26 protein-coding genes, 3 tRNA genes, 1 rRNA gene, 1 other RNA gene and 1 other annotated feature are annotated in these 25,862 nt (G+C 50.1%); of the genes, 28 read left to right on the top strand and 3 right to left on the bottom strand.

What is annotated here, in order from left to right; all coding sequences use genetic code 11:
* Positions 1-54: 54 nt before the first annotated feature.
* From sigH to KIB08_RS03770, 6 genes are all read left to right on the top strand, one after another.
* Positions 55-681, top strand: a complete 627-nt coding sequence (gene sigH, locus KIB08_RS03795; RefSeq protein ID WP_303989820.1) for an RNA polymerase sporulation sigma factor SigH — start codon at positions 55-57, stop codon at positions 679-681.
* A 26-nt stretch (positions 682-707) separates the two neighbouring features.
* On the top strand, positions 708-938 hold the full coding sequence (secG, locus tag KIB08_RS03790; protein WP_034437929.1) for a preprotein translocase subunit SecG: 231 nt from the start codon (positions 708-710) through the stop codon (positions 936-938).
* Between the two features lie 42 nt (positions 939-980).
* A complete protein-coding gene (gene rnr / locus KIB08_RS03785; protein WP_303989817.1) occupies positions 981-3,068 on the top strand; it encodes a ribonuclease R in 2,088 nt (695 codons plus the stop codon).
* A 14-nt stretch (positions 3,069-3,082) separates the two neighbouring features.
* A complete protein-coding gene (gene smpB, locus KIB08_RS03780; RefSeq protein ID WP_024048403.1) occupies positions 3,083-3,547 on the top strand; it encodes an SsrA-binding protein SmpB in 465 nt (154 codons plus the stop codon).
* A gap of 39 nt (positions 3,548-3,586) precedes the next feature.
* Positions 3,587-3,928, top strand: a transfer-messenger RNA (tmRNA) gene (ssrA, locus tag KIB08_RS03775).
* A gap of 217 nt (positions 3,929-4,145) precedes the next feature.
* Positions 4,146-4,922 (top strand): ATP-grasp domain-containing protein, encoded by a 777-nt coding sequence (locus KIB08_RS03770; RefSeq protein WP_303989812.1) that lies wholly within the window; start codon positions 4,146-4,148, stop codon positions 4,920-4,922.
* Positions 4,923-4,959: 37 nt separating this feature from the next.
* On the opposite strand, the gene KIB08_RS03765 is transcribed toward KIB08_RS03770, so the two are convergent.
* Positions 4,960-6,504: a DEAD/DEAH box helicase gene (locus KIB08_RS03765; RefSeq protein WP_303989809.1), complete on the bottom strand. Its 1,545-nt coding sequence runs from the start codon at positions 6,502-6,504 to the stop codon at positions 4,960-4,962.
* A gap of 120 nt (positions 6,505-6,624) precedes the next feature.
* Here KIB08_RS03765 and KIB08_RS03760 point away from each other — a divergent pair, with 120 nt between their 5' ends.
* The 8 genes from KIB08_RS03760 (at position 6,625) to cysK (ending at position 14,717) form a co-directional block, all read left to right on the top strand.
* On the top strand, positions 6,625-7,215 hold the full coding sequence (locus KIB08_RS03760) for a hypothetical protein (protein ID WP_303989807.1): 591 nt from the start codon (positions 6,625-6,627) through the stop codon (positions 7,213-7,215).
* Between the two features lie 124 nt (positions 7,216-7,339).
* Positions 7,340-8,461, top strand: coding sequence for an exonuclease SbcCD subunit D (locus KIB08_RS03755; protein WP_303989805.1), 1,122 nt, complete (start codon positions 7,340-7,342; stop codon positions 8,459-8,461).
* Positions 8,458-11,508: an SbcC/MukB-like Walker B domain-containing protein gene (locus tag KIB08_RS03750; protein ID WP_303989803.1), complete on the top strand. Its 3,051-nt coding sequence runs from the start codon at positions 8,458-8,460 to the stop codon at positions 11,506-11,508. The genes KIB08_RS03755 and KIB08_RS03750 overlap by 4 nt, the downstream gene beginning before the upstream one ends.
* A 79-nt stretch (positions 11,509-11,587) precedes the next feature.
* Complete coding sequence (locus KIB08_RS03745; RefSeq protein WP_303989800.1) at positions 11,588-11,959, top strand: VOC family protein; 372 nt, start codon at positions 11,588-11,590, stop codon at positions 11,957-11,959.
* Positions 11,959-12,672, top strand: coding sequence for a tRNA threonylcarbamoyladenosine dehydratase (locus KIB08_RS03740; RefSeq protein ID WP_303989797.1), 714 nt, complete (start codon positions 11,959-11,961; stop codon positions 12,670-12,672). Before KIB08_RS03745 ends, KIB08_RS03740 begins: the two co-directional genes overlap by 1 nt.
* On the top strand, positions 12,669-13,100 hold the full coding sequence (locus KIB08_RS03735; RefSeq protein ID WP_303989794.1) for a peptidylprolyl isomerase: 432 nt from the start codon (positions 12,669-12,671) through the stop codon (positions 13,098-13,100). The genes KIB08_RS03740 and KIB08_RS03735 overlap by 4 nt, the downstream gene beginning before the upstream one ends.
* A gap of 12 nt (positions 13,101-13,112) precedes the next feature.
* Complete coding sequence (locus KIB08_RS03730) at positions 13,113-13,736, top strand: hypothetical protein (protein WP_303989791.1); 624 nt, start codon at positions 13,113-13,115, stop codon at positions 13,734-13,736.
* Positions 13,737-13,778: 42 nt separating this feature from the next.
* A complete protein-coding gene (gene cysK, locus KIB08_RS03725) occupies positions 13,779-14,717 on the top strand; it encodes a cysteine synthase A (protein WP_303989788.1) in 939 nt (312 codons plus the stop codon).
* Positions 14,718-14,762: 45 nt separating this feature from the next.
* Here cysK and KIB08_RS03720 read toward each other — a convergent pair whose 3' ends face one another.
* Entirely contained in the window at positions 14,763-16,133 is a 1,371-nt protein-coding gene (locus KIB08_RS03720) for an aminopeptidase (protein WP_303989784.1), read from the bottom strand.
* 33 nt (positions 16,134-16,166) lie between these two features.
* Positions 16,167-16,934, bottom strand: a complete 768-nt coding sequence (locus tag KIB08_RS03715; protein ID WP_184327572.1) for a sulfite exporter TauE/SafE family protein — start codon at positions 16,932-16,934, stop codon at positions 16,167-16,169.
* An 85-nt stretch (positions 16,935-17,019) separates the two neighbouring features.
* On the opposite strand from KIB08_RS03715, the gene KIB08_RS03710 reads away from it, so the two are divergent.
* The 14 genes from KIB08_RS03710 to KIB08_RS03645 all read left to right on the top strand — a co-directional run.
* Positions 17,020-17,457 (top strand): cupin domain-containing protein, encoded by a 438-nt coding sequence (locus tag KIB08_RS03710; RefSeq protein WP_024049190.1) that lies wholly within the window; start codon positions 17,020-17,022, stop codon positions 17,455-17,457.
* Positions 17,454-17,894 (top strand): peptide-methionine (R)-S-oxide reductase MsrB, encoded by a 441-nt coding sequence (gene msrB, locus KIB08_RS03705; RefSeq protein ID WP_303989779.1) that lies wholly within the window; start codon positions 17,454-17,456, stop codon positions 17,892-17,894. The genes KIB08_RS03710 and msrB overlap by 4 nt, the downstream gene beginning before the upstream one ends.
* A gap of 34 nt (positions 17,895-17,928) precedes the next feature.
* Positions 17,929-18,195 (top strand) — a binding site (T-box leader).
* Between the two features lie 40 nt (positions 18,196-18,235).
* Positions 18,236-19,225 carry an ABC transporter substrate-binding protein gene (locus KIB08_RS03700; protein WP_303989777.1) on the top strand — a complete coding sequence of 330 codons (990 nt, stop codon included), beginning with the start codon at positions 18,236-18,238 and terminating at the stop codon, positions 19,223-19,225.
* A gap of 223 nt (positions 19,226-19,448) precedes the next feature.
* Positions 19,449-20,138: a YggS family pyridoxal phosphate-dependent enzyme gene (locus KIB08_RS03695; protein WP_024049193.1), complete on the top strand. Its 690-nt coding sequence runs from the start codon at positions 19,449-19,451 to the stop codon at positions 20,136-20,138.
* A gap of 11 nt (positions 20,139-20,149) precedes the next feature.
* Positions 20,150-20,611, top strand: a complete 462-nt coding sequence (locus tag KIB08_RS03690; RefSeq protein ID WP_024049194.1) for a cell division protein SepF — start codon at positions 20,150-20,152, stop codon at positions 20,609-20,611.
* 43 nt (positions 20,612-20,654) lie between these two features.
* Positions 20,655-21,410 carry a pyrroline-5-carboxylate reductase gene (gene proC / locus KIB08_RS03685; RefSeq protein WP_303989772.1) on the top strand — a complete coding sequence of 252 codons (756 nt, stop codon included), beginning with the start codon at positions 20,655-20,657 and terminating at the stop codon, positions 21,408-21,410.
* Positions 21,403-22,188: an RNA-binding protein gene (locus KIB08_RS03680; RefSeq protein ID WP_303989770.1), complete on the top strand. Its 786-nt coding sequence runs from the start codon at positions 21,403-21,405 to the stop codon at positions 22,186-22,188. The genes proC and KIB08_RS03680 overlap by 8 nt, the downstream gene beginning before the upstream one ends.
* A 14-nt stretch (positions 22,189-22,202) precedes the next feature.
* Positions 22,203-22,814: a DivIVA domain-containing protein gene (locus tag KIB08_RS03675; RefSeq protein ID WP_303989767.1), complete on the top strand. Its 612-nt coding sequence runs from the start codon at positions 22,203-22,205 to the stop codon at positions 22,812-22,814.
* Between the two features lies 1 nt (position 22,815).
* A complete protein-coding gene (gene speE, locus KIB08_RS03670; protein ID WP_303989764.1) occupies positions 22,816-23,691 on the top strand; it encodes a polyamine aminopropyltransferase in 876 nt (291 codons plus the stop codon).
* 60 nt (positions 23,692-23,751) lie between these two features.
* Positions 23,752-23,827: transfer RNA gene (locus KIB08_RS03665), tRNA-His, on the top strand.
* Between the two features lies 1 nt (position 23,828).
* Positions 23,829-23,903, top strand: a tRNA-Gln gene (locus KIB08_RS03660).
* A gap of 4 nt (positions 23,904-23,907) precedes the next feature.
* Positions 23,908-23,983 (top strand) — tRNA-Lys (locus tag KIB08_RS03655).
* A 184-nt stretch (positions 23,984-24,167) separates the two neighbouring features.
* Positions 24,168-25,442: an ArsB/NhaD family transporter gene (locus KIB08_RS03650; RefSeq protein ID WP_303989761.1), complete on the top strand. Its 1,275-nt coding sequence runs from the start codon at positions 24,168-24,170 to the stop codon at positions 25,440-25,442.
* A 341-nt stretch (positions 25,443-25,783) separates the two neighbouring features.
* Positions 25,784-25,862 (top strand): 16S ribosomal RNA (locus KIB08_RS03645); the annotation flags it as partial.

Raw genomic sequence — 25,862 nt, 5'->3', positions numbered from 1 at the left:
CTAGTTTTATTTAAGTATAATGATTTTGTATGTATTGGGTGAGGAGGCGTTCGCATGGAGGCGACGGAGTATTCGTCGGAAATGCCGACGGATGAAGAGTTGGTACTCCGCAGCCAAGCAGGAGACACCGAGGCTCTGGAAGCGATTATTGAACGCTATCGAGGCTTAGCCAAATTGAGAACCCGCTCGTACTTTTTAGCCGGAGCGGAAAGCGACGATTTGGTGCAGGAAGCGATGATCGGTCTGTTTAAAGCGGCGCGCGATTACGACCCTAAATACGGTGCAAGCTTTAAAACGTTTGCCAATATCTGTATTACCCGGCAAATGCTGACGGCGATCAAAGGAGCTACTCGGTATAAACACCAGCCGCTCAATTCCTATATATCTCTCAATCGATCGGTATTTGAAGAGGATGACGGCGGTCGTCCGTTATTGGAAATACTGGCAACAGATAACGACAGCGATCCCGAGTCGATTTATTTACGTAACGAGTGGATGGTATCGCTTTCACAAGCGGTGCCGCGCGTTTTGAGCAAGCTGGAATTGCGGGTGCTGCTCTACTATTTACGAGGACTTCCTTATGAAACGATTGCGCAACGCATCGGTCGTCCGGTAAAAACAGTAGATAATGCGATTCAGCGCATGAAGCGTAAGATGGAATTATATTTTCGAAATCATTAAAGGAAAGGATGACAACTGTTTTGAAGATGACGTTGATGTTTGCAGAGATGATCATCGCGGTATTATTGATTACCGTTGTGGTTCTGCAAGAAAGCAAGACAGCCGGTATGGGAAGTTCTATCGGCGGCGCGGCAGATACCTTCTTCGGTGGTAAAGCGCGTGGCAAAGATGCGATTTTATCGCGTTTGACAGTCATTTTGGGTATTGTTTTCGCGTTGACTACGTTAGCGCTTGTGAAATACTTGAATACGTACTAACAAAGTCCGCTAAGGCGGGCTTTTTGTTTCCAGAGGTGGCGTATGGCAAAACGAGTGATTGACCGAATGCAGGGATACAGTCCCGGGCAAATGGTAACGGGCGTATACAAAGGATACGCGACAAATTTCGGATTTTTGATTACCGACGATAAACATGAAGATATTTATATCGGCAAAGAACGTCGCGGTAATGCCATGCACAACGATACCGTACAGGTGGAAGTGCTCGAACGCAAATCACAGGCCGGTAAGTACGAAGGGCAGGTAGTACGGGTCGTCACGCACGCGAATGAAACGGTAGTCGGTACATTTGAATTGCAGAAAAATTTTGCGGTTGTAACGCCGGACGATGAGCGCATGGGGACGGACATTTATATTCCCGCCGATCAAATGCAAGATGCCAAAAGCGGTGCCAAGGTGCTGGTACGCATCACTAAATGGCCGGAAGCAAAGCGCATGGCGGAAGGCATTATCGAAGAAGTGCTCGGTTACGAGGGCGATAAAGGGTTGGATATCAGCTTGATTATCGCCAGCCACCATATCCCCAAAATATTTCCGAAAGAAGTTCTTGACGAAGCGGAACAAGCTGCGAAAATACCGATTACACCGGGGGATCGGATGGATTTCCGAGATCAGCCGATTATCACGATCGACGGTGCGGATGCCAAAGATTTTGACGATGCCGTATACTGTCGCAAATTGGACAACGGCAATACGGAGCTGGGCGTTCATATCGCCGATGTCAGCTGGTATGTGAAACGCGGTTCGGAATTGGATAAAGAAGCATTTCGCCGCGGTACCAGCGTGTATTTGGCAGATCGCGTTATTCCGATGTTGCCGGAAGTGCTTTCAAATGGTGTCTGCAGCTTAAATGAAGGTGTCGATCGCTATACCATGTCCGTCGTCATGGAAGTCAACAAAGCGGGCGAAGTGGTGAACTCTAAAATAGGCCCCGGCATCATTAAAAGTGCTCGCCGTTGTACCTACGCGGAAGTTCGTAAAGCACTGTTGGAAGATATTTATCCGGACAATTTAGAACCACATCTTACGATGCTCAAAACCTGGCAGGAACTGGCGGAACGTTTGATTCGCATGCGTACGGAACGCGGCGCGTTGAGTTTTGATTTCCCTGAATTCAAAATCTTGCTGGATGAAGAGGGTAAGCCGATCCAGATCGCCAAACGTGACCGCACCATTGCCGAAAAAATGGTTGAAGAGGCTATGTTGTTGGCCAATGAAACGATCGCACAGTTTATATCGAAAGAAAATCGGGTCGCCATTTTCCGTGTGCACCAATCACCGGACAAAGAAAAACTGCAAATGGTTTTGAACCTGTTGCAGGTTTGGGGTGTGCAAATCGAATTGGGCGCGGAAGTAGAGCCGAAAGACGTTCAAAAAATGTTGGCCGTTGCCGAAGAACACGGCATCCAACCGATTATTGAAACAATGACGCTGCGTTCGTTGCCGCAAGCCTATTATGACATCGTTAATTGGGGGCATTTCGGTTTGGCCTCCGAATGTTACACACATTTCACATCGCCGATTCGACGTTATCCGGATCTCGTGGTGCACCGTTTGGTCCGTGAAGTTTTGGCGGGCAAATCGCAGCCGGCGCGCGATAAACAATGGCTAGGGCGCGCGGCGGAGCAGTCTTCGATGGCGGAACGCAGAGCGGTAGAAGCGGAACGTGAAACCAACGATTTGAAACGGACGGAATACATGGCACCGTTTGTCGGCGAAGCGTTTGATGCGACCGTCACAGGACTTGCCAATTTCGGTATATTTGTCGCCCTGGATAACGGCGCGGAGGGATTGGTCCATACCGACGTGATCGATAATGGGCAAGGCCATTTTGAGGAACGGGATTATACGTTTAAAGATCATGGCGGACAAACGATTTTCCAGTTGGGTGATACCGTTCGCGTGACATTGGCGAAAGCCGATATCGAACATCGCACACTCGACTTCCTGCTCGGAGAATTTAACTCGCTTGAAGAAGTCGCACAGGCATCGGCGGCCATCCGCAGTCGCAATAAGGGCAAGAGTAAGACGAAAGCGGCGAAAAAGCTGGCCAAGGCGAAACGACTAAAAAATAAAAACGGTAAGCGAGGCAAACGCCGCCGTCGCTAGTAAACGGAGGAAATATGGCGCGCGAGAATACACGACAAATTACAGATAACCGCAAGGCAAGACACGATTACTTTGTGCACGAAACGTATGAAGCCGGCCTTGCTCTTTTTGGAACGGAAGTTAAATCCCTGCGTGCCGGCAAGGTGAATTTAAAAGACGGGTTCGTCAGGATACATCAAGGCGAGCTGTGGCTTTACAACGTGCATATCAGCCCTTACGAACAGGGCAATCGGTTCAATCAGGACCCGTTGCGTAACCGCAAGCTTTTGATGCATAAAAGTGAGATCCACCGCTTGTTCGGCAAAGTGCAGCAAAAGGGTTACACGCTCATTCCGCTCTCGTTATATTGGTCGCGTGGCAAAGTGAAAGTTAAATTGGGCCTTTGCACCGGTAAAAAGAATTATGATAAACGCCGCGACTTAGCGGAAAAAAGTGCGAAGCGCGATATGGATCGTGCCCTTGCCGCGCGGCATGCTTGAACAAACAAAACGATTGTGGTATGCTACACTTACTACTTCGGGGACGCACTGGTTTCGACAGGAGTAGTTGTGCTAATGACAGCGGGTCGGGATCCCGGTCATCCCGTTAAACACCGGACTTAACTTACACGCAAACAACGAATTTGCACTGGCAGCTTAATGCCACGCCGCCTTATGTTTTCCTACGGCATAAGCTCGGCGTCAACCGGTAGGATACGTTAACGCGCGCGACTGACGCACGTTAGCGGAAACTCTTCAGTCTAGCGGCGGTCGGCTTGTTCATGAGCGAAGCCGCTGCGAAATCCCGATCATGAACTGCACCCGGAGCGGTTGTTAGGGCAATACTTTTGGACAGGGGTTCGACTCCCCTCGTCTCCACCATGCAATTACACGCCAAATGCATTTGGCATAGGATAAATCGATAAAAATGGAAAGAAACAATTCTTTTGCGGAACCGACGTAAATGAATTGTTTCTTTATTTATCGCCATTGCGAAACTTTTGTGAGAGCACAAAAGATGGTAAAATAAACTCGAATATAAACCTTCCCTTTGCGGGCAGGTAAACTATACAAGCGTGCAAGAGGAAAGGAGAGCGGCATGAAAGCGTTATTGCGCAAAAATCATGACGGTTTACTCTACGACCATCATATGCACATCGCCTATGAAGGGTTCAAAAAACTGGGAGATGTGGACTTTTACACCACCGTGCATGCCTTACAAGCGGTGGATCCGGCCACGGTCATTGTCGGCAGTGAACAGGATTTGCACGATCTCTTAACGGGCTGGGACATCGAATGTCCGAATTTGGATTATCCGGAAGAACTGCAGGAATTTCTCGGGCGGAAAATTTGGCCGTCCACGCTTTTTACGATTACGAATGATCCGTCATTGTGGCGCGTATTTATCAAGCCGCGCAAAGAAACGAAACGCTTTATCGGCACTGTCCTAGAAGAAACAAGTGATTTGGTAAAGCTCGGCGGTTTTGTTTCGGATATTGACGTTTGGTGCAGTGAAAAAGTGGAATTTGTTTCGGAGTGGCGCGTCTATGTTTGCGACGGAGTGCCGCTCGGAATGTTCTGGTATAAAGGTAAATGGGATATCACGCCGGATGTAGATATTATTCAGCGCGCGATCGCAGCGTACCACTCCGCACCGCGCGGTTATGCCATCGATTTCGGTGTGGACAGCGAAGGCCGCACATTACTGGTGGAAGTTAACGACGGTTTCGGGTTAGGAAATTACGGTTTGCCGCCGGTACCCTATGCGCAGCTTCTGACGGCACGTTGGCAGGAGCTGACAGCCGATTTGGCAAGGGAATATCAAAAGGAAACAGAAACGCAGGATAGCGATACAGAATCCGCTGCGGAGCAATAAAAAAAGACGCGCAAGCGTCTTTTTTATTGCTTATCAATCAATCACGGAAGTACGGTTCAAAACCGGAGGTGAATTTCTTTTTCTTGCCGCCTTTGCGCGAAGTGGATTTGTAGCCGCGGTCGTTACGATCATTGCGATCACTGCGATCACTGCGATCACTGCGTTCGCGACGTTTGCCGCGACTGAAATTGCGCTTTCCGCCGCTACGCTGATTTTGTCCCGAGCGCGGGCCGCGATGCGCAAAATTACCTTTTTTGCGGACGAGCGGACGTTCCGCCGTGATGTTGACCGGCGTAGTGTCCGGTTCTTCCGTCAGTAACTTAATCGCCGCCGCGACCAATGTAACGGAATCCAACTCACGCAATAATTCCTCCGCAGAGGCATGGAAACCGTCCAAGTTGTCCTGTTCCGCAGTACGCACCAAATTGGTCAACGCATTTTTACGGTTGCTTTCAATAACTTGAGACAGACTGGGAATAGCGCGACGGGCAATACGACGACGAATCAAATGTTCGATCGCGCGCAAATGTTCCATTTCGCGCGGTACGACAAATGTCGTTGCCAAACCGGCCTGACCGGCGCGACCGGTACGTCCGACGCGGTGCACGTAGCTTTCCGGATCCTGCGGCATATCGTAGTTGTAGACATGCGTTACGCCGCTGATATCAAGACCGCGCGCCGCCACATCGGTAGCGACCAAAAGATCAATCGTATTTTCACGGAATTGACGCATGACTTTATCACGTTTCGCCTGCGACAAGTCACCGTGCAAACCTTCCGCCGTATAACCGCGTTTCTTTAATGCTTCGGTTACTTCATCGACGCGCCGTTTGGTGCGGCCGAAAATAATCGCAAGCGTCGGATCCTGCATATCCAAAAGGCGGCAGAGTACATCGAATTTCTGGCGTTCCGCTACTTCAATGTAGTCCTGGTCAATCAGATCAATGGTCACTTCTTTCATCTTCATAGTGACATGTTCCGGTTCCGTCAGAAATTTGTCAGCCAATTCACGAATGGCATTCGGCATCGTGGCGGAGAACAGCAGCGTTTGCCGATCCTCCGGCGTAGCGCTGACGATTTTGTTAATGTCATCGATGAAGCCCATGTTGAGCATTTCATCCGCTTCGTCAAGCACAACGAGCCGGATATTGTCGAGTGAGATGGTTCCGCGCTCCATGTGATCCATCAGACGACCCGGTGTCGCAACAATAATCGGCGGACGTTTGTTAAGACTGCGCAATTGACGGCCCATGTCCTGACCGCCGTAAATCGGCAACGCCCAGTGCGGCAAGTGTTGCGCCAAGCGATTGATTTCTTCTGCCGATTGAATGGCAAGCTCACGTGTCGGCGCCAGCACAAGGGCAAACGGACCTTCCCCTTTGGCCGGTACACGTTCCAGCATCGGAATACCGAATGCCGCCGTTTTACCCGTACCGGTTTGTGCCTGGCCGATCATATCACGGCCGCTCAAAGCGATCGGAATGGCCTCGCGCTGGATCGGTGTCGGCTCTTCAAAACCCATTTCATTCAGGGCGGTAATAATCGGTTTGGATATTTTCAAATTGATAAATTCTTCTAACATCTATTTCCTCCTTTATTCATCAAATATCTATTATATCATGAGATGAGATAAAATCATGCATAAATTCATATATTAATTTGTGCTATACTGAAAATATAAACTTTCCAAAGGGGTGATACGATGCGACGGTGGAAATATTTGGTATTAGCGGTTGGTTTGTCTTTTGGTGTAACAATGACAACAGGCGCGGTAAATTTCGGGATCGGCATCGGTTTCGGTCATCATCACGGCGTCAGCGGTGGAATTTATACCGACATTCCGAGTGAAAGAGATCGTTATGACACGCGCTACCCGCAGTTTGAAAAAAGCTTTACCATTTTACAACAAGCCGGTTTGCAAGGCGAACGCGTCGGTCGCAATGCGTATGAAGTGACGCTTAAAACCGAACCGCAGAAATGGGTGCCTTGTCTGTTAACGGCGCTGGAGCAAGCCGGTTATACAGCGGTGACGCTTACCACAATGGGGGATGAGAACAATCCTTTTTGGATGATCGAGTACCACGACCCGCAAGCGGAATCATTGTGGCGCGAACATCCGGATCTTGCCCTTACTATACCGCAGCGCCTTTTGGTCTATCGGAGCCATGACAAAACACGGCTGCTTTTGCCGAACACGGAAGCGTTGGCATATGATCAGCGCAACGGTAAAGTGTCCGCGGCAACGGAAGTACAAACAAGATTATTGGAGACAATCGTTTTAACATTGTCATAAAAAAATCCCCTTCGGGGGATTTTTTATAATCGTATTTTAGTAAATCATAAGTTATTCATCATTCCCACGCATCGGTAAAAGAGCCTCGATGATATAATAAAAAAAACACATTAAAGGAGCTGCTATGCGCATTATTCATACGGCCGATTGGCATTTAGGACGAATTTTTTATGAACGTTACTTGACGGAAGATCAGGCGTACACGCTGCAAGATTTCAGCGCATTGGTGCGTGACTACCGACCGGACGCTGTGGTGGTGGCGGGCGATATCTATGACCGCGCAGTGCCGCCTACGGATGCCGTGCATTTATGGGATGATATGGTTACGGAATTAAGCTACGCCGATATTCCTTTGATTGCGATCAGCGGTAATCACGACAGCACCGATCGCTTGTCGTACGGGTCGCGGCTTTTGCGCGAAAGCGGTGTCTATATTTACGGCATGGCCGAAGCCGATACCGCGCCGCTTGTGCTTCATGATGCGGCGGGACCGGTGTATTTTTGCCCGTTTGCGTTTGCCGATCCGGCTACGATACGAATCAAATACGATGAACCGCAGGTGCGTGATTATGACAGCTTATTCCGCGTGCAGGCAGAGCGTCTGTTGCAGCAGGTACCGTCATCGGCCCGGCGTATTGCCGTGGCGCATGCCTTTGTGGCCGGCGGCAGTCCGTCGGATTCGGAACGGCCGCTTTCCGTCGGCGGATCGTCACAGGTAGGAACGGATGCATTCCAACACTTTCACTACACGATGCTCGGACATTTACATCGACCGCAAACTATGGCGGAGGGTAAATTGCGTTACAGCGGCTCTTTGTTAAAATACTCCTTCAACGAAGCGGAACAGCAGAAAAGCGTTGATTTGGTCGAGATTGATGCGGCGGGAGCGGTGCGGCGGGAGAGTGTCACCTTGCGCAAGCGTCGTGATTTGCGCATCATCACGGGCGCGTTTCAGGAACTTATGGGCGACCTTACGCCGTCGAGTGATGATTACTTGCTATTACGACTGACGGATGAAGCGCCGGTGCTGGCCGCGATGAGCCGGCTGCGCGAAAAATTTCCGAACGTGCTGGCCCTGGAACCGATCGGCCTCAAAGCGCAGCAGGGGGAACGCACCACAGCGGACATTCGTCGGTTAACCTATACGGATATGTTTGCGCAATTTATCGAGGATGTCGGCGGTCGGCCGCTCGATGAAACCGAGGCGCAGGTTATGGCCGAAGTGTGGCAGGAGGCGGAGTCATGAGACCGTTACGTTTGATGATGCAGGCGTTCGGCCCCTATGTGGCGGCGCAAACAATTGATTTTACGCGCCTCGGTGAGCGGCAGTTCTTTTTGGTGCACGGACCGACCGGTGCGGGCAAGACGACGATTTTCGACGCGATTTGTTTTGCGCTTTACGGCAAAACCAGCAGCGAACGTGACGCGCGTAATATGCGCAGTGCGTACGCACCGACATCGTTACCGACACGGGTGGAACTTGATTTTGCGCTTGGCGATACCTGCTATCGTGTCGTGCGTGAGCCGGCGCAACGCCTGAGCAAACAACGGGGGACGGGAACAACGGAGCGCCCCGCCAAAGTGGAATTTGTCAAGATCGCAGGTGACGGCAAGGAATTGGAATCGATGGGCGATCGCAATGTGCAAGGCAAAATTTTGGACCTGATCGGTTTTGATGTCGATCAGTTCCGTCAGGTCGTGCTTTTGCCGCAGGGGAATTTTCGTCAACTTTTATTGGCGAGCTCGGCGGAACGAGAGCAGATTTTGGCCAAACTTTTTGCGACGGAAATCGCCGCCCGCGTAGCGTCGTTATTGAAAGAGCGCGCTCAGGCGCTCGCGTCATCTTTTGAAGAGGCGAAGCGCGATCGGGAACGCGATTTGGGGGCGGAAAATGTTACCACGGAAGAAGAATTGCAATCTGCCATACAAATAACCCAAGCGGAATGGAACGAAGCGAAAGACGCGGAGCTCGTTTTGGCAAAAGCTCGCCAAGAAGCACAGCAGTCGGCGCAAGCAGCGCAGACATGGCAAGACCTTAAAAGCAAAGAAAAAATCGCGCTCGCTGTGCAGAAAAAGCTTGCCGACGAGTCCGAAATGATGCAAGAAAAGGCCGCAGAACTGGAGCGTTGGCAAAAGGCAACAACAATGGCCGACAGCATGCAGGCGCTCACCGATGAACAAACGAAGGGATCCCGATATCGTAAGCAGCAAAGCGAGTGGGAACCGGAATTAAAACAACTGCAAGAGGAGACTCTTTACTGGGCAAAAGAGGAAGAATTTTTAGATGCGGAACGTTCTGCGCAAAGTGAATATAAACTGGAACAAGAGCGGTTAACGAGAGTCATCGGTTGGTTTGATGAAGTAGCGCAATTGACACGGCAAGAAGAAGAGAATCAAAAGAAACACGCTGCGGCGGAAGCGCGGCAAAAAGCGGCGCAGGCGGAAGCGGAACGGATCGCGAAAGCCATCACGGATCTTTCCGAGCAAGGGAATGCGCTTCGTGAGTTGGCAGAGAAAGAGCCGATTTGGGAAGAAAAATTGGCGTCGCATAAACGACGGCAAAAGGAATACCAAGCGTATCGGAAACGTCAGCAAGACCATGACGCGGTCAGAGGGGATATTGAAACCCTGAAAAACACGCTTGCTTTGCAGCAAACCGCTTTGCAAAACGTTGTTAAAAAGCGGGAACACTTGGCCGATCTGCGTGAAAAAAACTGGGCGGCATGGTTAGGCGCGGAACTTACGGCGGGCACTCCCTGCCCGGTATGCGGATCTCTGCATCATCCGCAACCGGCGGTGACCGATGAGGAAATGCCGGATGAAGCAACGTGGCAAGATGCGCAGGAAGAAGAAAAGCTGGCGCAGGAAAAATTAGCGGCAACGCAACAGCTTTTGAGCCAGCTGACGGAACGTGAATCCCTGTTGGCACAGGAGTTGAACGCGGCGGATGCTTTGTTGGCATCGCTTACCGATACACAACTTATAGAGCAGGAGACCGAACTGCAGGCGAAGCATCAAGAGGCAACGGCTGCGCAAGCGGAATTTGAACGTGTTAAAGTGCAGTTGACCGCGCAACAGGAGCAGGAGAAAAAAGCGAACGAAACACTGCAAAAAATCAATGAAGAACTTGCGAAAATCGAATCGGCGGGAACGGTGGTAACGACCAAACTTGAGGAAGCGCAACGACAGATTCCGCCACAGTTCACAAATGCGGAGTCGGTGAAAGCGCAAGTTGTGCAGTTGCGAGAGAAAATAGAAAACTACGAACGGCGCGAAAAGGCATTTTCGTCAAAGGCGAAAGAGGTTCAAAAAAAGGAGCAGGATCTTCGTCAAGAATACGAAAAAGTGACAAGGCTATTGGAAGAATGCCGTCATAACTATAAAACGAAACGCGACGGATTGCTCGAGCGCGCCAAAGCATCGGGCTTTACCGATATGACGCTGTTGGCCGAGGCGATTGCGCAGGGACCCTCCATTACCGAACGTCAGCAAGAAATTCAAAAATATCAAGCGGATTGCATCGCTAACCAAACCCGTTTGGAGGAAATAAAAAAAGAACTGGACGGCATGACGACGCCCGACTTGGAAAAAGTTATGGCGGCCGTCAGCCAAGCCGAAAAGGAACATAAAGCGGCGGTGGAGCGGACGACGATGCTCGGCATAAAAGCCAAGCGATTGGCGGACGCCGCGCAAAAAATGAAGAACTACGCGCAGACATTTGCGAAACTCGATCAGAAACAGGCTGTCGTGGGACGTTTATCCGAATTGGCGAATGGCAGCAGCGTGACCGGTGAACAGGGTCGCTTGAGTTTTCAGCGTTATGTTTTACAGACGTTGCTTGACGATGTCATCATGGCCGCCAACGTACGCTTGGAAAAAATGAGTCACCGACGGTACCAGCTTGTGCGTGCACAAGCGGCGACCGATCAACGTCGCGCGGCGGGTTTGGATTTAGAAGTCAACGATTTTTGGACCGGAGATCGCCGGCCCGCCAATACACTTTCGGGTGGTGAAACTTTTCAAGCATCGCTCGCGCTTGCGTTAGGGCTTGCCGATACGGCGCAGGCCTATGCCGGGGGATTGCGTTTGGATACCGTGTTTGTCGATGAAGGTTTCGGGACATTGGATGCGGACGCGTTAAACGAAGCGATTCGTATTTTGACGGATTTACGTGAGGGAGGTCGACTTGTCGGCATTATCAGTCATGTGGAAGAATTGCGTCAGCGTATTGATACGCGTTTGGAAATCGAAAAGACGGAAACAGGCAGTCGAGCCCATTGGGTGTTAGGATAATTGCAGAGTATAAGAAATTTTGTTACAATAAGTATATCGAAAATGTTCGAATAACGATTTCAGCAAAGGAGCGATGTCGATGTCGTTTCGATTTGACCATAATAACTTAAATGTTTTCGACTTGGAAAAAAGTCTTGCCTTTTATGAAGAAGCGCTGGGACTTACCGAAGTTCGCCGTAAAACAGCGGAGGAGGACAGCTTTATCATCGTCTATTTGGGAGATCATCAGACGGACCATAAGCTGGAGCTTACTTGGTTACGCGACCGGAAAGAACCGTACAACTTGGGCGACAACGAATTCCATTTGGCGTTCGTGACAGAAGATTATGAAGCCGCTCATGCCAAGCATAAAGCGATGGGCTGTATCTGCTATGAGAATCCTAAAATGGGTATTTATTTTATCGAAGATCCGGACCACTATTGGCTGGAAATCGTGCCGGCGAAAGACTGATGGAAGAATTTACACAACGCACTTCATACTTACTGGGGACTGACGGCGTCGATCGGTTGGCCCGCGCCGCGGTGGCTGTGTTCGGCATCGGGGGTGTCGGTTCCTATGCGGTGGAAGCACTGGCGCGGGCCGGCATCGGTCGCTTGGTGTTGATTGATCCCGACCGCGTCACGGCCAGCAATCGCAACCGACAATTACCGGCTTTAGTGTCGACACTGGGGGCATCAAAAGCGCAGGTGATGGCGGCACGTGTCAAAGATATCAATCCGGCGTGTCAAGTAGAAGTTCGTGAAGAGTTTTACTTGCCCCGGGAGGAATCGTATCTGGCAACATTGCATGTTGATTATGTAATCGATGCGATCGATACAGTGACGGCGAAAGTGGGCCTTGCCCGCGAAGCGCAAGCATTACATATACCTATCGTTGCGGCGATGGGCTTAGGTAATAAATTACATCCCGAGCAAATTGAAGTGGCGGATATTTATGCCACCTCCGTGTGCCGCCTGGCACGCGTAATGCGTCGGGAATTAAAACAGGCAGGCGTAGCAAAATTGACCTGCGTATATTCTAAAGAGAAACCGATTGCGCCGCAGTATCCCGAAGGAGCGGAACAGGTTCCGGGCTCCGTTTCCTTTGTGCCGCCGGTGGGCGGAATGATACTGGCGGGGCTCGTGATTCGTGCCATTGCACAGAAAGAAGAGGAGTTGCTATGAAAGCTATTATTACTCTTGAAAATAAAGCGGAAATTACGATTGAGTTATTCCCGAAAGAAGCGCCGGGCACGGTGAAAAATTTTGCGAAACTGGCCGGCGAGGGATTTTATGACGGTTTGATTTTTCATCGTGTGATTCCGGGTTTCGTCGCCCAGACGGGGTGTCCGAACGGTAACGGTACCGGCGGTCCGGGCTACACCATTCCTTGTGAAACCGAAAATAACCCCCATAAGCATACGCGCGGGGCCGTATCGATGGCGCATCGCGGCAAAGATACGGGTGGCAGCCAATTCTTCATTTGCTTTGAACCGCAGCCGCACTTGAACGGCGTGCACACCGTGTTTGGTCAGGTAACGGACGGTATGGATACTGTAGATTCGATTTTACAGGGCGACCGGATGGAATCAATCCGGATCGTGGAAGAGTAAGAAGGAAAACAGATGTCCATATATTCGTTACAAAAACCCGACCAGCTCGATTTTAAAATCAATGGTCGGATTTGGTACGGGTATTCACAAGATTGGTATCAGGATGAATGGCGCCAACGCGCCGGTTGCGGTCCGACCACCGCGACATATTTAGCGGCGTACTGTTTGCATCGGGATGGCATTTGGAAGGATTTGCAGACTACGAATGCGGTGTTAACGCAAATGAATCGGATTTGGGATTATGTGACACCGCGCCAAGGCGGACTTTTTAAAACGCGTTGGTTACGTGACGGTTTGGAAATGTTTTTTCGGGAAGCGGGAATGCAAAATTATCATGCCCGGATGCTCACGGTGTCGGTAGTCCCTCGTTTTCGTCCTTCGAGCGAAGAAGTATTGAATTTTATCAAGGCAGGCTTGGACTGTGATTCACCGGTTGCTTTTTTGAACCGCCATCGCGGTAACCAAGAGACGATTGATTCGTGGCATTGGGTGCCGATTGTGCGTTTGGATACCGATCGGTCGCCCACCATTGCCGATGTTTATGACGAAGGCATCAAAAAAAGTTTTGCGCCGGCGGAATGGGCGAAAGAAACCATGCTGGGCGGCGGCTTTGTGTATTTACAAAAAACGGAATAGTACATTATCTGTACAATGACATAGATGGGAAGAGGTTTTAGAATGAAAATTGCTACATCGATTTTAGATCTTGTGGGCAAAACTCCTTTGGTAGAATTGAAAAAATGGTCGGCTAAACGTAATCTTGCGGCGCAGATTGTCGTAAAATTGGAACGACAAAATCCGGCCGGATCGGTAAAAGACCGCGTGGCGCTGGCGATGATTGACGAAGCGGAAAAAGACGGTTCGCTTGTTCCGGGGATGACCATTGTGGAACCCACGAGCGGTAATACGGGCGTCGGCTTAGCGTTTGCCGGCGCCGTCAAAGGCTACCGTGTGATTTTGGTTATGCCGGAAACGATGAGCGTCGAACGTCGCCAACTGGCTCAGGCGTACGGCGCTGAGATTGTATTGACACCGGGCGCGCAGGGAATGCAGGGAACGGTGGATAAAGCCAACGAGCTGAAAAAAGAATTGGGGAACGTATTCATCCCACAACAATTTGAAAATGCGGCGAATCCGGCGATGCATGAGGCGACTACCGCACGAGAAATCTGGGAAGATACCGACGGTCATGTCGGTGCTTTTGTTGCCGGCGTCGGTACGGGCGGCACGGTGACAGGTGTCGGACGCTTCTTGAAAGAAAAGGATGCCGATGTGAAAATTTTTGCGGTGGAACCATCGACTTCTCCGTTGCTCACGGAAGGCAAAGCCGGCAGTCACAAAATTCAGGGCATAGGCGCCAACTTTATCCCGAAAGTTTTGGACCAAGCCGTGTATGATGAAGTGCTCACAGTAACGAATGAAGACGCGATTGCGGCCACGCAGGCACTGGCACGTGAAGAAGGAATTCTGGTCGGGGTATCTTCCGGTGCCGCGTTGGCAGCAGCAACGGCCTTGGCGCAGCGTCCGGAATTTGCCGGCAAGCGTATTGTTGCTTTATTGCCGGATACGGGTGAACGGTATCTTTCGCTCGGCATTTTCGACACAGTCGACAAATAATTTTTATAAAAAAAGAACCTCCGAGGAGGTTCTTTTTTATTTCATTCAGTTGCTCTCGAAAAATGCTTTATACGCAAGGTAAGCGCAATAGGCATCCGTTTTTTCCACGAGTTCCAGCGGCGCATGCATGCTGAGCATCGTCACGCCGCAATCGACCACTTCGCAACCCCAGGCTGCCAGGTACAAAGCGATGGTGCCACCGCCGCCCTGATCGACTTTACCGAGTTCACCAATCTGCCAAGGCACATTATTTTCATTGAAAATGCTGCGAACTTTGCCGAGAAATTCCGCATTGGCATCATTGCTGCCGGATTTACCGCGCGCGCCGGTATATTTAGTTAAAACGATTCCGAAGCCGGTTAATGAGGAATTGTTTTTCTCCATGGTATCAGCAAAGGTAGGATCAAAAGATGCGGTGACATCGGCGGAAAGAATTTCCGTATGCCGTAATGTATCGCGTAAGGCACGATGGCTGCCGTCACCTTGCAATTCCAGCAAATCCATAATGAAGTCGGTGACGTAGGAAGAGTTGACCCCCGTGTTGCCATACGATCCGATTTCTTCCTTATCGGTAAATAACGCGACTTGCGTTTTGGTGCTCGGCTTCGCGGCGAGAATGGCGGCGAGATTGCCGTAGGAGCAGACGCGATCGTCCTGACCGTGCGCCATGACAAACGCGCGATCGATGCCGACGTCGCGCGCACCCTGTGCCGGAATAACCTCCAGCTCTGCACTGGCGAAATCTTCTTCCGTAATGCCGTATTTGTCGCCGAAAATTTTCAGCACCATTTCCTTGGCGGATTTCTTGCCTTCACCGTGACCGCCGATTACCGGTAACAGCATCTCGCCGGTGATGGCTTCGTTGAGCTTTTTCTGCGCCTGTGTCTGTCCCAGGTGCGGCAAAATATCGGTGATGTACAATACCGGATCCGCCGCATCCAGACCCATTTCCACGTTGATCAGACTGCCGTCGGTTTTGGCGATCACACCGACGAGAGCAAGCGGCATGCAGACCCATTGGTATTTTTTGATACCGCCGTAGTAATGCGTGCGGAGAAATACCAAGCCGTCTTTTTCATCGAGCGGGTTCGCCTTTAAATCGAGACGAGGTGAGTCGATATGAGAGCCGATCAATTTCAGACCTTGACGCATGTCGTCGCGGCCGATAACCGCCATGATGACAGCTTTGCCCTTGTGATCCAAGTACACTTTGTCGCCCGCGTGCAATTCGCTGAAAGAAGACAGCGGTCGGTACCCCGCCGCTTTTGCCTGACGAATAATTTCTTTATTGGCCAGGCGTTCCGTGCGCGCCGCATCCAAAAATTTCTTGTACTCCTCCGCATATTTATGGCATTCTTTTTGTTGCGTTTTGTTGAATCGATTCCAAACCGGAGTTTTACGTGAATAAGTTTCCATTGCTTACATCCTTTCTCGTAAAGATTTATATCATCATACTAACAATACTAACCGCAAGCCCAGCAAGAGTAAAGCCAGAGCCAGCAAGTTAATAATGATGGGCCCTTGAACACGCTTGGCGAGGCGCGCACCTATCTGCGCACCGACGATTGAACCCAGGCCGAAGACAATCGCCAGGGGCCAATGAATATGTCCGGCCACGGCGTGCGTTGCGACACCGAATAAAGCGGAAACCGCCAGGACAAAATGACTGGTAGCGGTTGCAATATGAGTCGGAAACCCCAGCAGATAAATCATAGCCGGCACATGAATGACACCGCCGCCGATCCCGAAAATACTGGAGATGAAGCCGACGACGAAACTGATGGCACAGCCAAGCGGCTTCGAATACGCAAAGTGGGTGTCGGTGTGCTCAACGCGAGTCGCTTTTTTACGACGATTTTGCCAAAGAATAAAAAGCGAAAGCAGCGTTAAAAAACTGCCGAAGGTGAGCTTGAATAATGCGCCCGAAAAGTAATCGGTGAGGATCGCACCCAAAATCGCACCGGGCAAGGTGCAAACGGCAAACAGCACAGCGGCCTCGTAATGAATACGCTTTTGCCGCATGTACGCGACAGTACCTGAGGCCGCATTACAAAAAACGATCGCCAGCGAGGTACCGGTGATCATTGCCGGTGACCAGGGGAACATAAATAAAAAAAGCGGGACAAATATAATGCCGCCGCCGGCACCGATCAATGTTCCAAATGCCGCTACGAGTGCCCCCAGCAAGAGGTACAATAAAAATTCCAATCCGATCATCCTTTCATTCTTTTTTGATTATAGCATGAATGGATTCGATTTTGCAGAAAGAAAGGTCTGTGCGATAATATGTACGGAGGTTACCATGATTCGTAAACATAAAGATTACCGTTGGGATGATGTTTCCCAATTGGTATATAAAGAAGACAACAGTCCGTTTCGCTCCGTTACCCGACAGGTATTATTTGACGGTGCCGAAGATATTCCCTGCCAGTGGCGCTACTTTGAGGTGGCACCGGGCGGATATTCCACACTCGAGCACCATCAACACACGCATTGGGTAATGATTTTTAGGGGCAAAGGCACGGCGCTGTTGGGGGATGAAGTGCAGGCGGTGTCATTCGGTGATCTGATTACCATTCCTGCTTGGCAATGGCATCAATTTCGCGCGAACCGCGGCGAAGCGCTCGGCTTTTTATGCCTGGTTAATCAGGAGCGAGATAAAGTCACTTTACCGACTGACGCAGAGCTTACCGCGATGAAGGAAAATCCTGCGATTCGTGATTTTTTGGAGGAGCTATGAAAGAAAAGCCGAGCCAACTGGCGCATCTGACCGATATGCAGTATCGTGTTACGCAAGAAAATGCGACCGAACCGCCGTTTCAAAATGAATTTTGGGATCAGGAAGCACCGGGACTGTACATAGACGTGGTCACCGGAGAGCCGCTTTTTTCGAGTGAAGATAAATTTGATGCCGGCTGCGGCTGGCCGAGCTTTGATCGGACGCTTGGCGATGCGCCGGTCAGCGAACATCGCGATACGAGCATCCCGTTCATGCCCCGTACGGAAGTGCGCAGCAACGGTGGGCATTTAGGACATGTATTTCCTGATGGGCCGACAGAGACCGGTTTGCGGTATTGTATTAACTCCGCCGCATTACGATTTATTCCGTATGAGCAGCTGGATGAAGCGGGTTACGGCAAATATAAAGAAATATTTACCAAATCATTTGACAAATAAAATTTCGTTTGTTACAATATGAAAAATTTACAAGTCAATGGCAATGAAGGAAAAAAGTACGCTATCAATGAGTCACAGAGAGCCGGCGGATGGTGCAAGCCGGTACGAATTGGTCGCCGAAGTTCTTTCCGGAGCTTTCCCGCTGAAATAAGTAGGCGGGAACGGCGTGACGGTCGTTAATGCGTCATGAGTTGATCAAATGATAATTAGGGTGGTACCGCGGAGTTTTCCGTCCCTGGGTGCCATCCTTTTTTGTTTGATAATTAGGGTGGTACCGCGACCGCGTCCCGTCGTCCCTTCTTGGCGAAGGGACGTTTTTATTTAGAGGGAGCGTGAAAAAAATGCAATGGAGCAGTAAACGTTGGGCAGTTATTTTGGGAGTGGTAGGCATAGTCGCGGTGGGCACTCAATTTTTCGGCAAAACGACGGATGTGCAAGGCACAGACAATCCGGTCGTAGGCATTGTTCAAATAGCGCAACATCCGTCGCTGGATGAGGCGAATCGCGGTTTCGTTGCAGCGCTCCAAGAAGCGTACCCCGCTAAAGCGATTACCATTATGCAGGAAAATGCGCAAGGCGAACAATCCAATCTGAAAGCGATCGCGCAGCGTTTTGTCAGCCAAAATGTGCATCTGATCGGAGCGATTTCGACACCGGCGGCGCAGACAATGGCGAACGAAACGGCGACGATTCCGATCGTCGGGACAGCCGTTTCCGATTATGAATCGGCGAAACTCGTGAAAACAAATGCAACGCCGGGTACGAATGTCACCGGGACAAGTGATCGGACACCGGAAGCGGAGCAGGTACAATTGTTGCAACGATTATTGCCGACTGCCAAACGGGTTGGGATCATTTATAATTCCGGCGAAATCAACAGTGAGTTACAGGCGAAAAGTTTTGTGACCGCAGCGCAAGCCAAAGGGCTCAGTGTGACGGAGGCAACGGTTAGCAATGTCAACGATTTGGCACAAGTCGCACAGGCATTGTGCGGTCGTGTCGATGTGATTTACGTACCGACGGACAACGTCATTGCATCTGCCTTACCGACGTTGATTAACGTGACGAACGCCGCCCGCATTCCGGTCATCGGTGCGGCCGCAAGTTATGTGCAGGAAGGCGCACTGGCAGCCCTTTCCGTGGATTATTATCAGATCGGTTATCGTGCCGGTAAAATGGCGGTTAAAATTCTGAAAGGAACTGCGCAACCGCAAACGCTTGCCATTGAGTTGCCGGCAGCGCAAGCCCCGTTGATCAGTCGTTCGGCTGCCAACACGTTGGGAATTACTATTGATGCGGAGCTGGCGAAGACGGCGCAGCTTTGCGACTAACCAAAAAGCACTTGCAATCGCAAGTGCTTTTTGGTGCCAAATGCAAGTTGACATCTGCGGATGGATATGACCTGTGTTTTCAAAACAATAAAAAAGAGGAAATTGTTACGATTTCTTCTTTTTGTTTTGTCACTGTTGGCAATAGTTGCTATAATAATCTGTGATATAGTCGTATATATTAGGAAGTGAAACAGTAAGGAATAAAATAGAGGAAGGTGATGAGATGACGGATATCGCCGCGAATTTGGAGGCGGTGCGTGAAAGGATTCGTAACGCACGGATTCGCTCGGGACGTGTCGATCATGTGCAATTGGTCGCCGTGACCAAGTTTCATCCGGTTACCGCGGTGCAAGAGGCCGTTCGCTTGGGAGTGACCGTTGTCGGCGAAAATCGTGTGCAGGAAGCGGTACAAAAGCAGGCGGAATATACCGGTGCACCGATTTCCTGGCATTTAATCGGGCATCTGCAACGAAACAAAGCCGCACAAGCCGTGCAATATTTTGATTTAATTGAATCCGTCGACTCGGCGCGTATCTTAGAGGCGATTCAAAAGCAGGCCGAGAAAATAGATAAAGTGCAGGACATTTTGCTGCAGTTCAATATTGCGGAAGAACCGCAAAAATACGGACTCAAATTGTCGGAATATGAAGATATATTGGCCGCGGTAGAGGGGGCGTCTCATATCCGTTTGCGCGGGCTGATGTGCATGGCACCGCTCGTGGAAAATCCGGAAGAAGTGCGCCCGGTCTTTCGCGTCGCGTATAATGTGTTTGATGATTTGCGTCAGCGTTATGGTGAAGAGGATATACGCTACCTTTCCATGGGCATGAGTAATGACATGGAAGTGGCGATTGAAGAGGGAGCGAACCTGGTTCGCGTCGGCACCGCGATTTTCGGTAGCCGTGAACAATAAGGAGGAGAACAATGGGCTGGAGAGATAGTTGGAATCGTATGGTGGATAGTGTTTCGGGTAATCATGACGAGTATGATGATGAATACATGGATGATGATGAAGAATACGAAGACGACCGTGTGAACTATCGCACACCGGCAGCAGCAACACCGGTGCAGCAGTCGAAAGCGTATCGGATGATTGTCGTAGAACCGTATACTTTCGGTGACTCTGAAAAAATTGCCGATCATTTGAAATCGTATCGTCCGGTAGTCATCAACTTGGAAAAAACGGAAGATGAAATCGGCCGTCGTTTGATTGACTTCGTCAGCGGTGTTACTTATGCACTTGAAGGTCATATCGAACAAGTCAGCAATGCCATTTTCCTCGCCGTGCCGAACAACATGACAGTCGATACGGAAAACTATACCTATACGACAACTCCGAACTTAAGCGCTGACGTAGCACCCACCTGGGGCAGTCGTCAGCAATGACAAAACTGGGAATTATTGGCGTAGGCGCCATGGGGGCGCGATTTTGCGCGGCATTTTAGCCGGCAAAGTTGTCGCGACTAATGATGTTTACGTGCGGGAGCATACTCCTGTCAAAACGCAGGAAGTGGCGGAACGCTACGGTGTTAACAAAGCGGATTGGTCGACACTTGCGGCCTGCGATGTAGTTATCATCGCGGTCAAGCCGTACAAGGTGAAAGAAGTATTGTCGGAACTTGCGGCGGCGAAATCGCAGGGTGTCATCGTGTCGATTGCCGCGGGAACGACGCTTGCGAAACTTCACGAATGGGGTACAACGAATCTGTCCGTCATACGTGTGATGCCGAATACACCGGTCGATGTGGCCGCGGGAATGATTTCCATCGCACCGGCGGACGATGTAGCAAAAGACGATGTCGCACTGGTAGAATCCATTTTTGCCGCGTTGGGCGAAACGGTTGTCGTTAGCGAAGCGGAATTAACCGCGATGATGGCGCTGGCAGGTGCGGGTCCCGCGTATGTCTACGTCATTATGGATGCGCTGGCGGATGCAGGCGTACGAATCGGCTTGCCGCGCAAGCTGGCCATCAAAGCCGCGGCCCAGACGTTGTTCGGTGCTGCCAAAATGCAATTGACGAGCAATACCCATCCAGCGATCTTGCGGGACCAGGTAACCTCTCCCGGCGGCACGACGATTGCGGGTATTCAGGCGATGGAACGAAACGGTTTGCGTGCGGCTTTGATCGAGGGCGTTGTAGCCTGCTATGAGCGTGATCGGGAGTTGGCGCAGACGCATGAATGAACGCGAAAAGATCAGCCGCTATTTTAGCGGATCGGGTAATGGAGAATTAGCCAATCGACTTTTGGATTTGGCGGATCAGGTACGGACGCGCCGACCGCTTGCCGTCAGTGATTTTGTCAGTCCGTATGCCGGCCAGATCGCGACCACGATTCGCGCGCACTTTCCCGGCTTGGAAGTTGAGGAAAACGGTGGATATCATGGCGCGGAACGTATTAAAATCGCATTCTTCCGACCGGAATTCGCCGGTAAAATAGATTGGAATCTGAGTGCTGTGGAAGCAAGCTGGGATCCGCGTTTTCGGCTGCTTGGTCACCGTGATGTGCTGGGAGCACTAATGGGGCTGGGGTTGGAACGGGAAGTGTTCGGCGATATTTTAATGCAGCCGACGTGCGCGCAGGTGGTGGTTGATCGCGCGATTGTGCAGTATCTGCTGCAAAACTGGCAAAAGATTGCCATGGTCAATGTAACGCCGCGAGAGATTCCGCTGACCGACCTGGTTCCCAAAATAGAAAAAGTAAAAGAAGTCCGTACGACGGTTGCTTCGTTGCGTCTTGATGCGATCGGAGCTGCCGGTTATGGTATGTCACGCGCCAAAATGGTAGCGGCCATTAGTGCGGAAAAAGTACAAGTCAATTGGCAACGGGCCAAAGGGCCTGCACAAATTGTCGCACAGGGCGACGTTATTTCAGTACGAGGGCGTGGTCGTTTGGTCGTGGCAGAGATTGCCGGTATCAGTCGTAAGGGGCGGACCGGTTTGCGTTTGGAACGATATCAGTAACGGGAGGAAACCAAATGTTAACACCGATGGATATTCATAATAAAACTTTTTCCAAAGGCCTGCGCGGCTATGCTCAGGAAGAAGTCGAACAGTTTCTGGAAGAAGTCGTAAACGACTATGAGAAAATTTATCGTGAACATCGGGAGATGGAAGAAGAAACCGATATGTTGCGCACGAAATTGAAAAATTATGAAACGATGGAAACGACCATGACGTCTACGTTGATGATGGCGCAGGAAACAGCGGAGAATGTCAAAGTCAATGCACGTAAAGAGGCGGAATTGATCATTGCTAAAGCGGAGACCGAGAAAGAGCAAATGCTCCGTGATACGGCAGACTCATTACGCAGCGCACAGGAGCAATATAATCAAATCATGGCCGACATCAGCGTTTTTCGTGCAAAATTACGCTCGCTGCTCGAATCACAATTAGCGTTGGTGGACACCATGGTAGCGGATCCCTCCCAAGCCATGGCAAACTATGAAGCTGTGTCCGAGGTGGAAGAAAATAGCGAGGAAGAACTTTTCACCGTTACCGATGCAGAAGAAACGGAACCGGAAGCAGTACAAGAGGCGGAAGAGGAGGCGTTGGATTCCGCAGAAGGTGAAATCGATAGGGAGGCGTAAGATGGCGACAACGCAAACTGCGTGGGTCACAGAAGAGCAAAGTCCGTTCGTCAAACTATCCCTTGCGGCACGGGAAATTTTACATGAGGAGCAGTCTGAATTTCAGCATATTGTCGTGGCCGACAGTATGCAATTTGGCCGTATGCTGATTTTAGACGGAATTTTTCAAACCTCCATCGCCGATGAGTGGGTGTATAGTGAAATGATTACCCATGTTCCTTTGTGCCTGCATCCGGATCCGCGTCGCATCCTGATTGTGGGCGGCGGTGATGGTGGTACAGCGCGGGAAGTATTGCGTCATGCTACCGTCGAGTCGGTGGAAATGGTCGAGATTGACCCCGCTGTAATTGCCGTTGCTAAAAAATATTTGCCCGAGATTGCTGTCTCTTTATTGCAAGATGACCCGCGCTTAACCGTTACCGTTGGCGACGGTATTGCCAAAGTGCAAGCGGCCGAGAATGAATATGATGTGATTATTGTCGATTGCTCGGATCCCATTGGCCCCGGGAAAGGCCTTTTTACTGCCGAATTTTATGCCGCTTGTGCACGGGCTTTAAAGGCAGACGGCATCATGGTGCAGCAAACAGAATCGCCATTTTTTCATCAACGCTTAATTGGGAATGTTCAACAGGCGGTGGCGAAAAGCTTTCCGGTGACTCGTTTGTATACGGCGCCGGTTCCATTGTATCCCAGCGGCTACCATTCGTTTACGTTGGGAGCCAAAACGCGGGATCCTTTGGCGGCGGAATGGAGAACTCCTAATTTGCAGCATTGTCGTTACTACAATACAGAGGTCGGTAAAGCTGCATTTGTGCTGCCGGAATTTGTACGCCGCCTGACAACAGGGGACGTACCGCCGATGACCGATTCTAAATAAATATTGACAGTAACCAAACAAGATGGTAAACTATTAACTGTTCCGATTTATTCGGGCATGGTGGGTATGGTGAAGTGGTTAACACGGCGGATTGTGGCTCCGTTATGCGTGGGTTCGACTCCCACTACTCACCCCATAGGGGTATCGCCAAGCGGTAAGGCAACGGACTTTGACTCCGTCACACGGTGGTTCGAATCCACCTACCCCTGCCAGTATGATCCATTAGCTCAGTCGGTAGAGCACCTGACTTTTAATCAGGGTGTCCCGCGTTCGAGTCGCGGATGGATCACCACATCAAGCCTCTGCTTAGCAGAGGCTTTTTACTTATAGGTAATTATTGTCTACTGATAATAGGCAATTGGCCTGTTTCCGTTGACAGTTCAATCGTTAAATTATACAATATAAGACGTGCATGGTATTAGATGAAAATATTTTTAATAATATCATAAAATATTATCATGAGGGGTTGAGGCGGAGTGTTTAGTGCGTTTACAGTGTCGATCTTAATATTTGTGATAACTTACGCTGTAATCATGACGGAGAAGTGGCCGCGAACAATTGTTTCACTGGTCGGCGGCATGACAATGATTTTGGTGGGCTTTGTCACGCAGGAAATGGCGATCACCCGTTTTATAGACTTCAATACACTCGGTCTTTTAATCGGGATGATGATGATCGTTGCTGTCGTTAAAAAAACAGGGATGTTCGAAGCGTTCGCCATTTGGGCCGTCAAATTGACACAAGGCCGTTCGCTGCTGCTGATGTTGATGTTTGCATTTTTGACAGCGATTTCGGCAGCGTTCTTGGATGTTGTTACAGCGGTACTCTTAATCGCGCCGATCACTATTTCGTTAACAAAGTTCTTGCGTCTTAATGCCTATCCTTTTCTGATCATGGAAATTCTGGCTTCCAATATCGGCGGTACAGGAACTATGGTAGGCGACCCGCCGAACGTCATGATCGGCAGCGCCGTCGGATTAACGTTTATGGACTTTGTTACCAACACCGGTCCGGTCGCTGTATTAGTGCTGCTTCTCTGTGTACCTTCTTTACTGCTTATTTTTCATAAAGAACTTAAACATGAACCTTTTGAAAAATCGCTTTTAGACAAACTGGATCCGAAAAAACAGATCGCCGATTGGCGGTTATTCCATATTTCGCTAACCGTCCTGGTTTTAACGGTGTTCGGGTTTGCCATTCATAATTTGATTGGATTCGAAACGGCGACTATCGCTCTTACCGGCGCGATTGCCATGATGGTTTTTACAGGCGAGACGCCGGAGGAAGCGTTGAGCGGTGTGGATTGGAGCACCATCTTCTTCTTTATCGGCCTCTTTGTTCTTGTCGGTGGTATTGAGGCTACCGGCGTTATCGGTTGGGTCGCGAAATGGGCAGTAGAACAGACGCAGGGCGATATCGAAATGACATCTTCGCTGATTCTCTGGATCAGCGCCATAGCGTCCGCTTTTGTGGACAACATTCCGTTTACTGCTACCATGATTCCTATCATTAAGGAAATGGAAAACGTGATGGGACTGGACCCCAATGTATTGTGGTGGTCGCTTTCCATCGGTGCCTGCTATGGCGGGAACGGCACGATTATCGGTTCTTCGCCGGGGGTTATTATTGCGGCCTTGGCAGCGCAAAACGGTTACGATATGAGTTTTAAAAAATACTTTATAGTCGGTTTTCCGATGATGCTCTTTACCGTATTTGTCGGGCAAGTATATATTTGGTTGCGATACTTTTAAAGGCAAATCAAAAAAGACGCCTGTACAGGCGTCTTTTTTGTGTAAGAAAGCGACGAGTGAATGTTGACTGTTTCTTGACAACGTATATTTTGCGTGATATGATAATCAAGCATCAACGATTCGATGGTTGTAGGGCCTGTCTGAGAACTTGAAAAAAAGGTGAAGAAAAGGCTTGACACCAGAAAAAAGAGATGCTATCATAATCAAGTCGCATGAAGCGACGCGGTTCTTTGAAAACTGAACAATGCAAAGAATTAACGCCAATGTGCGGGTCTGATATCAGACCCGAGTCAATTACAAAAAGTCCTTGGCAACAAGGCAAACAAATGAGCAATCAAACTATCATGGAGAGTTTGATCCTGGCTCAGGACGAACGCTGGCGGCGTGCCTAACACATGCAAGTCGAACGGAGAGATATGA

It is taken from the genome of Negativicoccus succinicivorans (genome assembly GCF_018372215.1).
GTDB lineage: Bacteria > Bacillota > Negativicutes > Veillonellales > Negativicoccaceae > Negativicoccus.
Note: the sequence above shows the minus strand (reverse complement) of the source record. Positions and strands in the feature narration are given on the sequence as shown.

Bases quoted from the DNA above. Each gene is read 5' to 3' on its own strand.
- KIB08_RS03695 (WP_024049193.1), top strand. From the start codon at position 19,449: ATGACGGATATCGCCGCGAATTTGGAGGCGGTGCGTGAAAGGATTCGT.
- KIB08_RS03735 (WP_303989794.1), top strand. From the start codon at position 12,669: ATGAAAGCTATTATTACTCTTGAAAATAAAGCGGAAATTACGATTGAG.
- KIB08_RS03700 (WP_303989777.1), top strand. From the start codon at position 18,236: ATGCAATGGAGCAGTAAACGTTGGGCAGTTATTTTGGGAGTGGTAGGC.
- KIB08_RS03760 (WP_303989807.1), top strand. From the start codon at position 6,625: ATGCGACGGTGGAAATATTTGGTATTAGCGGTTGGTTTGTCTTTTGGT.
- secG (WP_034437929.1), top strand. From the start codon at position 708: ATGACGTTGATGTTTGCAGAGATGATCATCGCGGTATTATTGATTACC.
- smpB (WP_024048403.1), top strand. From the start codon at position 3,083: ATGGCGCGCGAGAATACACGACAAATTACAGATAACCGCAAGGCAAGA.
- KIB08_RS03745 (WP_303989800.1), top strand. From the start codon at position 11,588: ATGTCGTTTCGATTTGACCATAATAACTTAAATGTTTTCGACTTGGAA.
- speE (WP_303989764.1), top strand. From the start codon at position 22,816: ATGGCGACAACGCAAACTGCGTGGGTCACAGAAGAGCAAAGTCCGTTC.
- KIB08_RS03720 (WP_303989784.1), bottom strand. From the start codon at position 16,133: ATGGAAACTTATTCACGTAAAACTCCGGTTTGGAATCGATTCAACAAA.
- KIB08_RS03750 (WP_303989803.1), top strand. From the start codon at position 8,458: ATGAGACCGTTACGTTTGATGATGCAGGCGTTCGGCCCCTATGTGGCG.
- KIB08_RS03765 (WP_303989809.1), bottom strand. From the start codon at position 6,504: ATGTTAGAAGAATTTATCAATTTGAAAATATCCAAACCGATTATTACC.
- KIB08_RS03755 (WP_303989805.1), top strand. From the start codon at position 7,340: ATGCGCATTATTCATACGGCCGATTGGCATTTAGGACGAATTTTTTAT.
- msrB (WP_303989779.1), top strand. From the start codon at position 17,454: ATGAAAGAAAAGCCGAGCCAACTGGCGCATCTGACCGATATGCAGTAT.
- KIB08_RS03740 (WP_303989797.1), top strand. From the start codon at position 11,959: ATGGAAGAATTTACACAACGCACTTCATACTTACTGGGGACTGACGGC.
- KIB08_RS03710 (WP_024049190.1), top strand. From the start codon at position 17,020: ATGATTCGTAAACATAAAGATTACCGTTGGGATGATGTTTCCCAATTG.
- KIB08_RS03680 (WP_303989770.1), top strand. From the start codon at position 21,403: ATGAATGAACGCGAAAAGATCAGCCGCTATTTTAGCGGATCGGGTAAT.
- cysK (WP_303989788.1), top strand. From the start codon at position 13,779: ATGAAAATTGCTACATCGATTTTAGATCTTGTGGGCAAAACTCCTTTG.
- rnr (WP_303989817.1), top strand. From the start codon at position 981: ATGGCAAAACGAGTGATTGACCGAATGCAGGGATACAGTCCCGGGCAA.
- KIB08_RS03770 (WP_303989812.1), top strand. From the start codon at position 4,146: ATGAAAGCGTTATTGCGCAAAAATCATGACGGTTTACTCTACGACCAT.
- KIB08_RS03715 (WP_184327572.1), bottom strand. From the start codon at position 16,934: ATGATCGGATTGGAATTTTTATTGTACCTCTTGCTGGGGGCACTCGTA.
- KIB08_RS03730 (WP_303989791.1), top strand. From the start codon at position 13,113: ATGTCCATATATTCGTTACAAAAACCCGACCAGCTCGATTTTAAAATC.
- sigH (WP_303989820.1), top strand. From the start codon at position 55: ATGGAGGCGACGGAGTATTCGTCGGAAATGCCGACGGATGAAGAGTTG.
- KIB08_RS03690 (WP_024049194.1), top strand. From the start codon at position 20,150: ATGGGCTGGAGAGATAGTTGGAATCGTATGGTGGATAGTGTTTCGGGT.
- KIB08_RS03675 (WP_303989767.1), top strand. From the start codon at position 22,203: ATGTTAACACCGATGGATATTCATAATAAAACTTTTTCCAAAGGCCTG.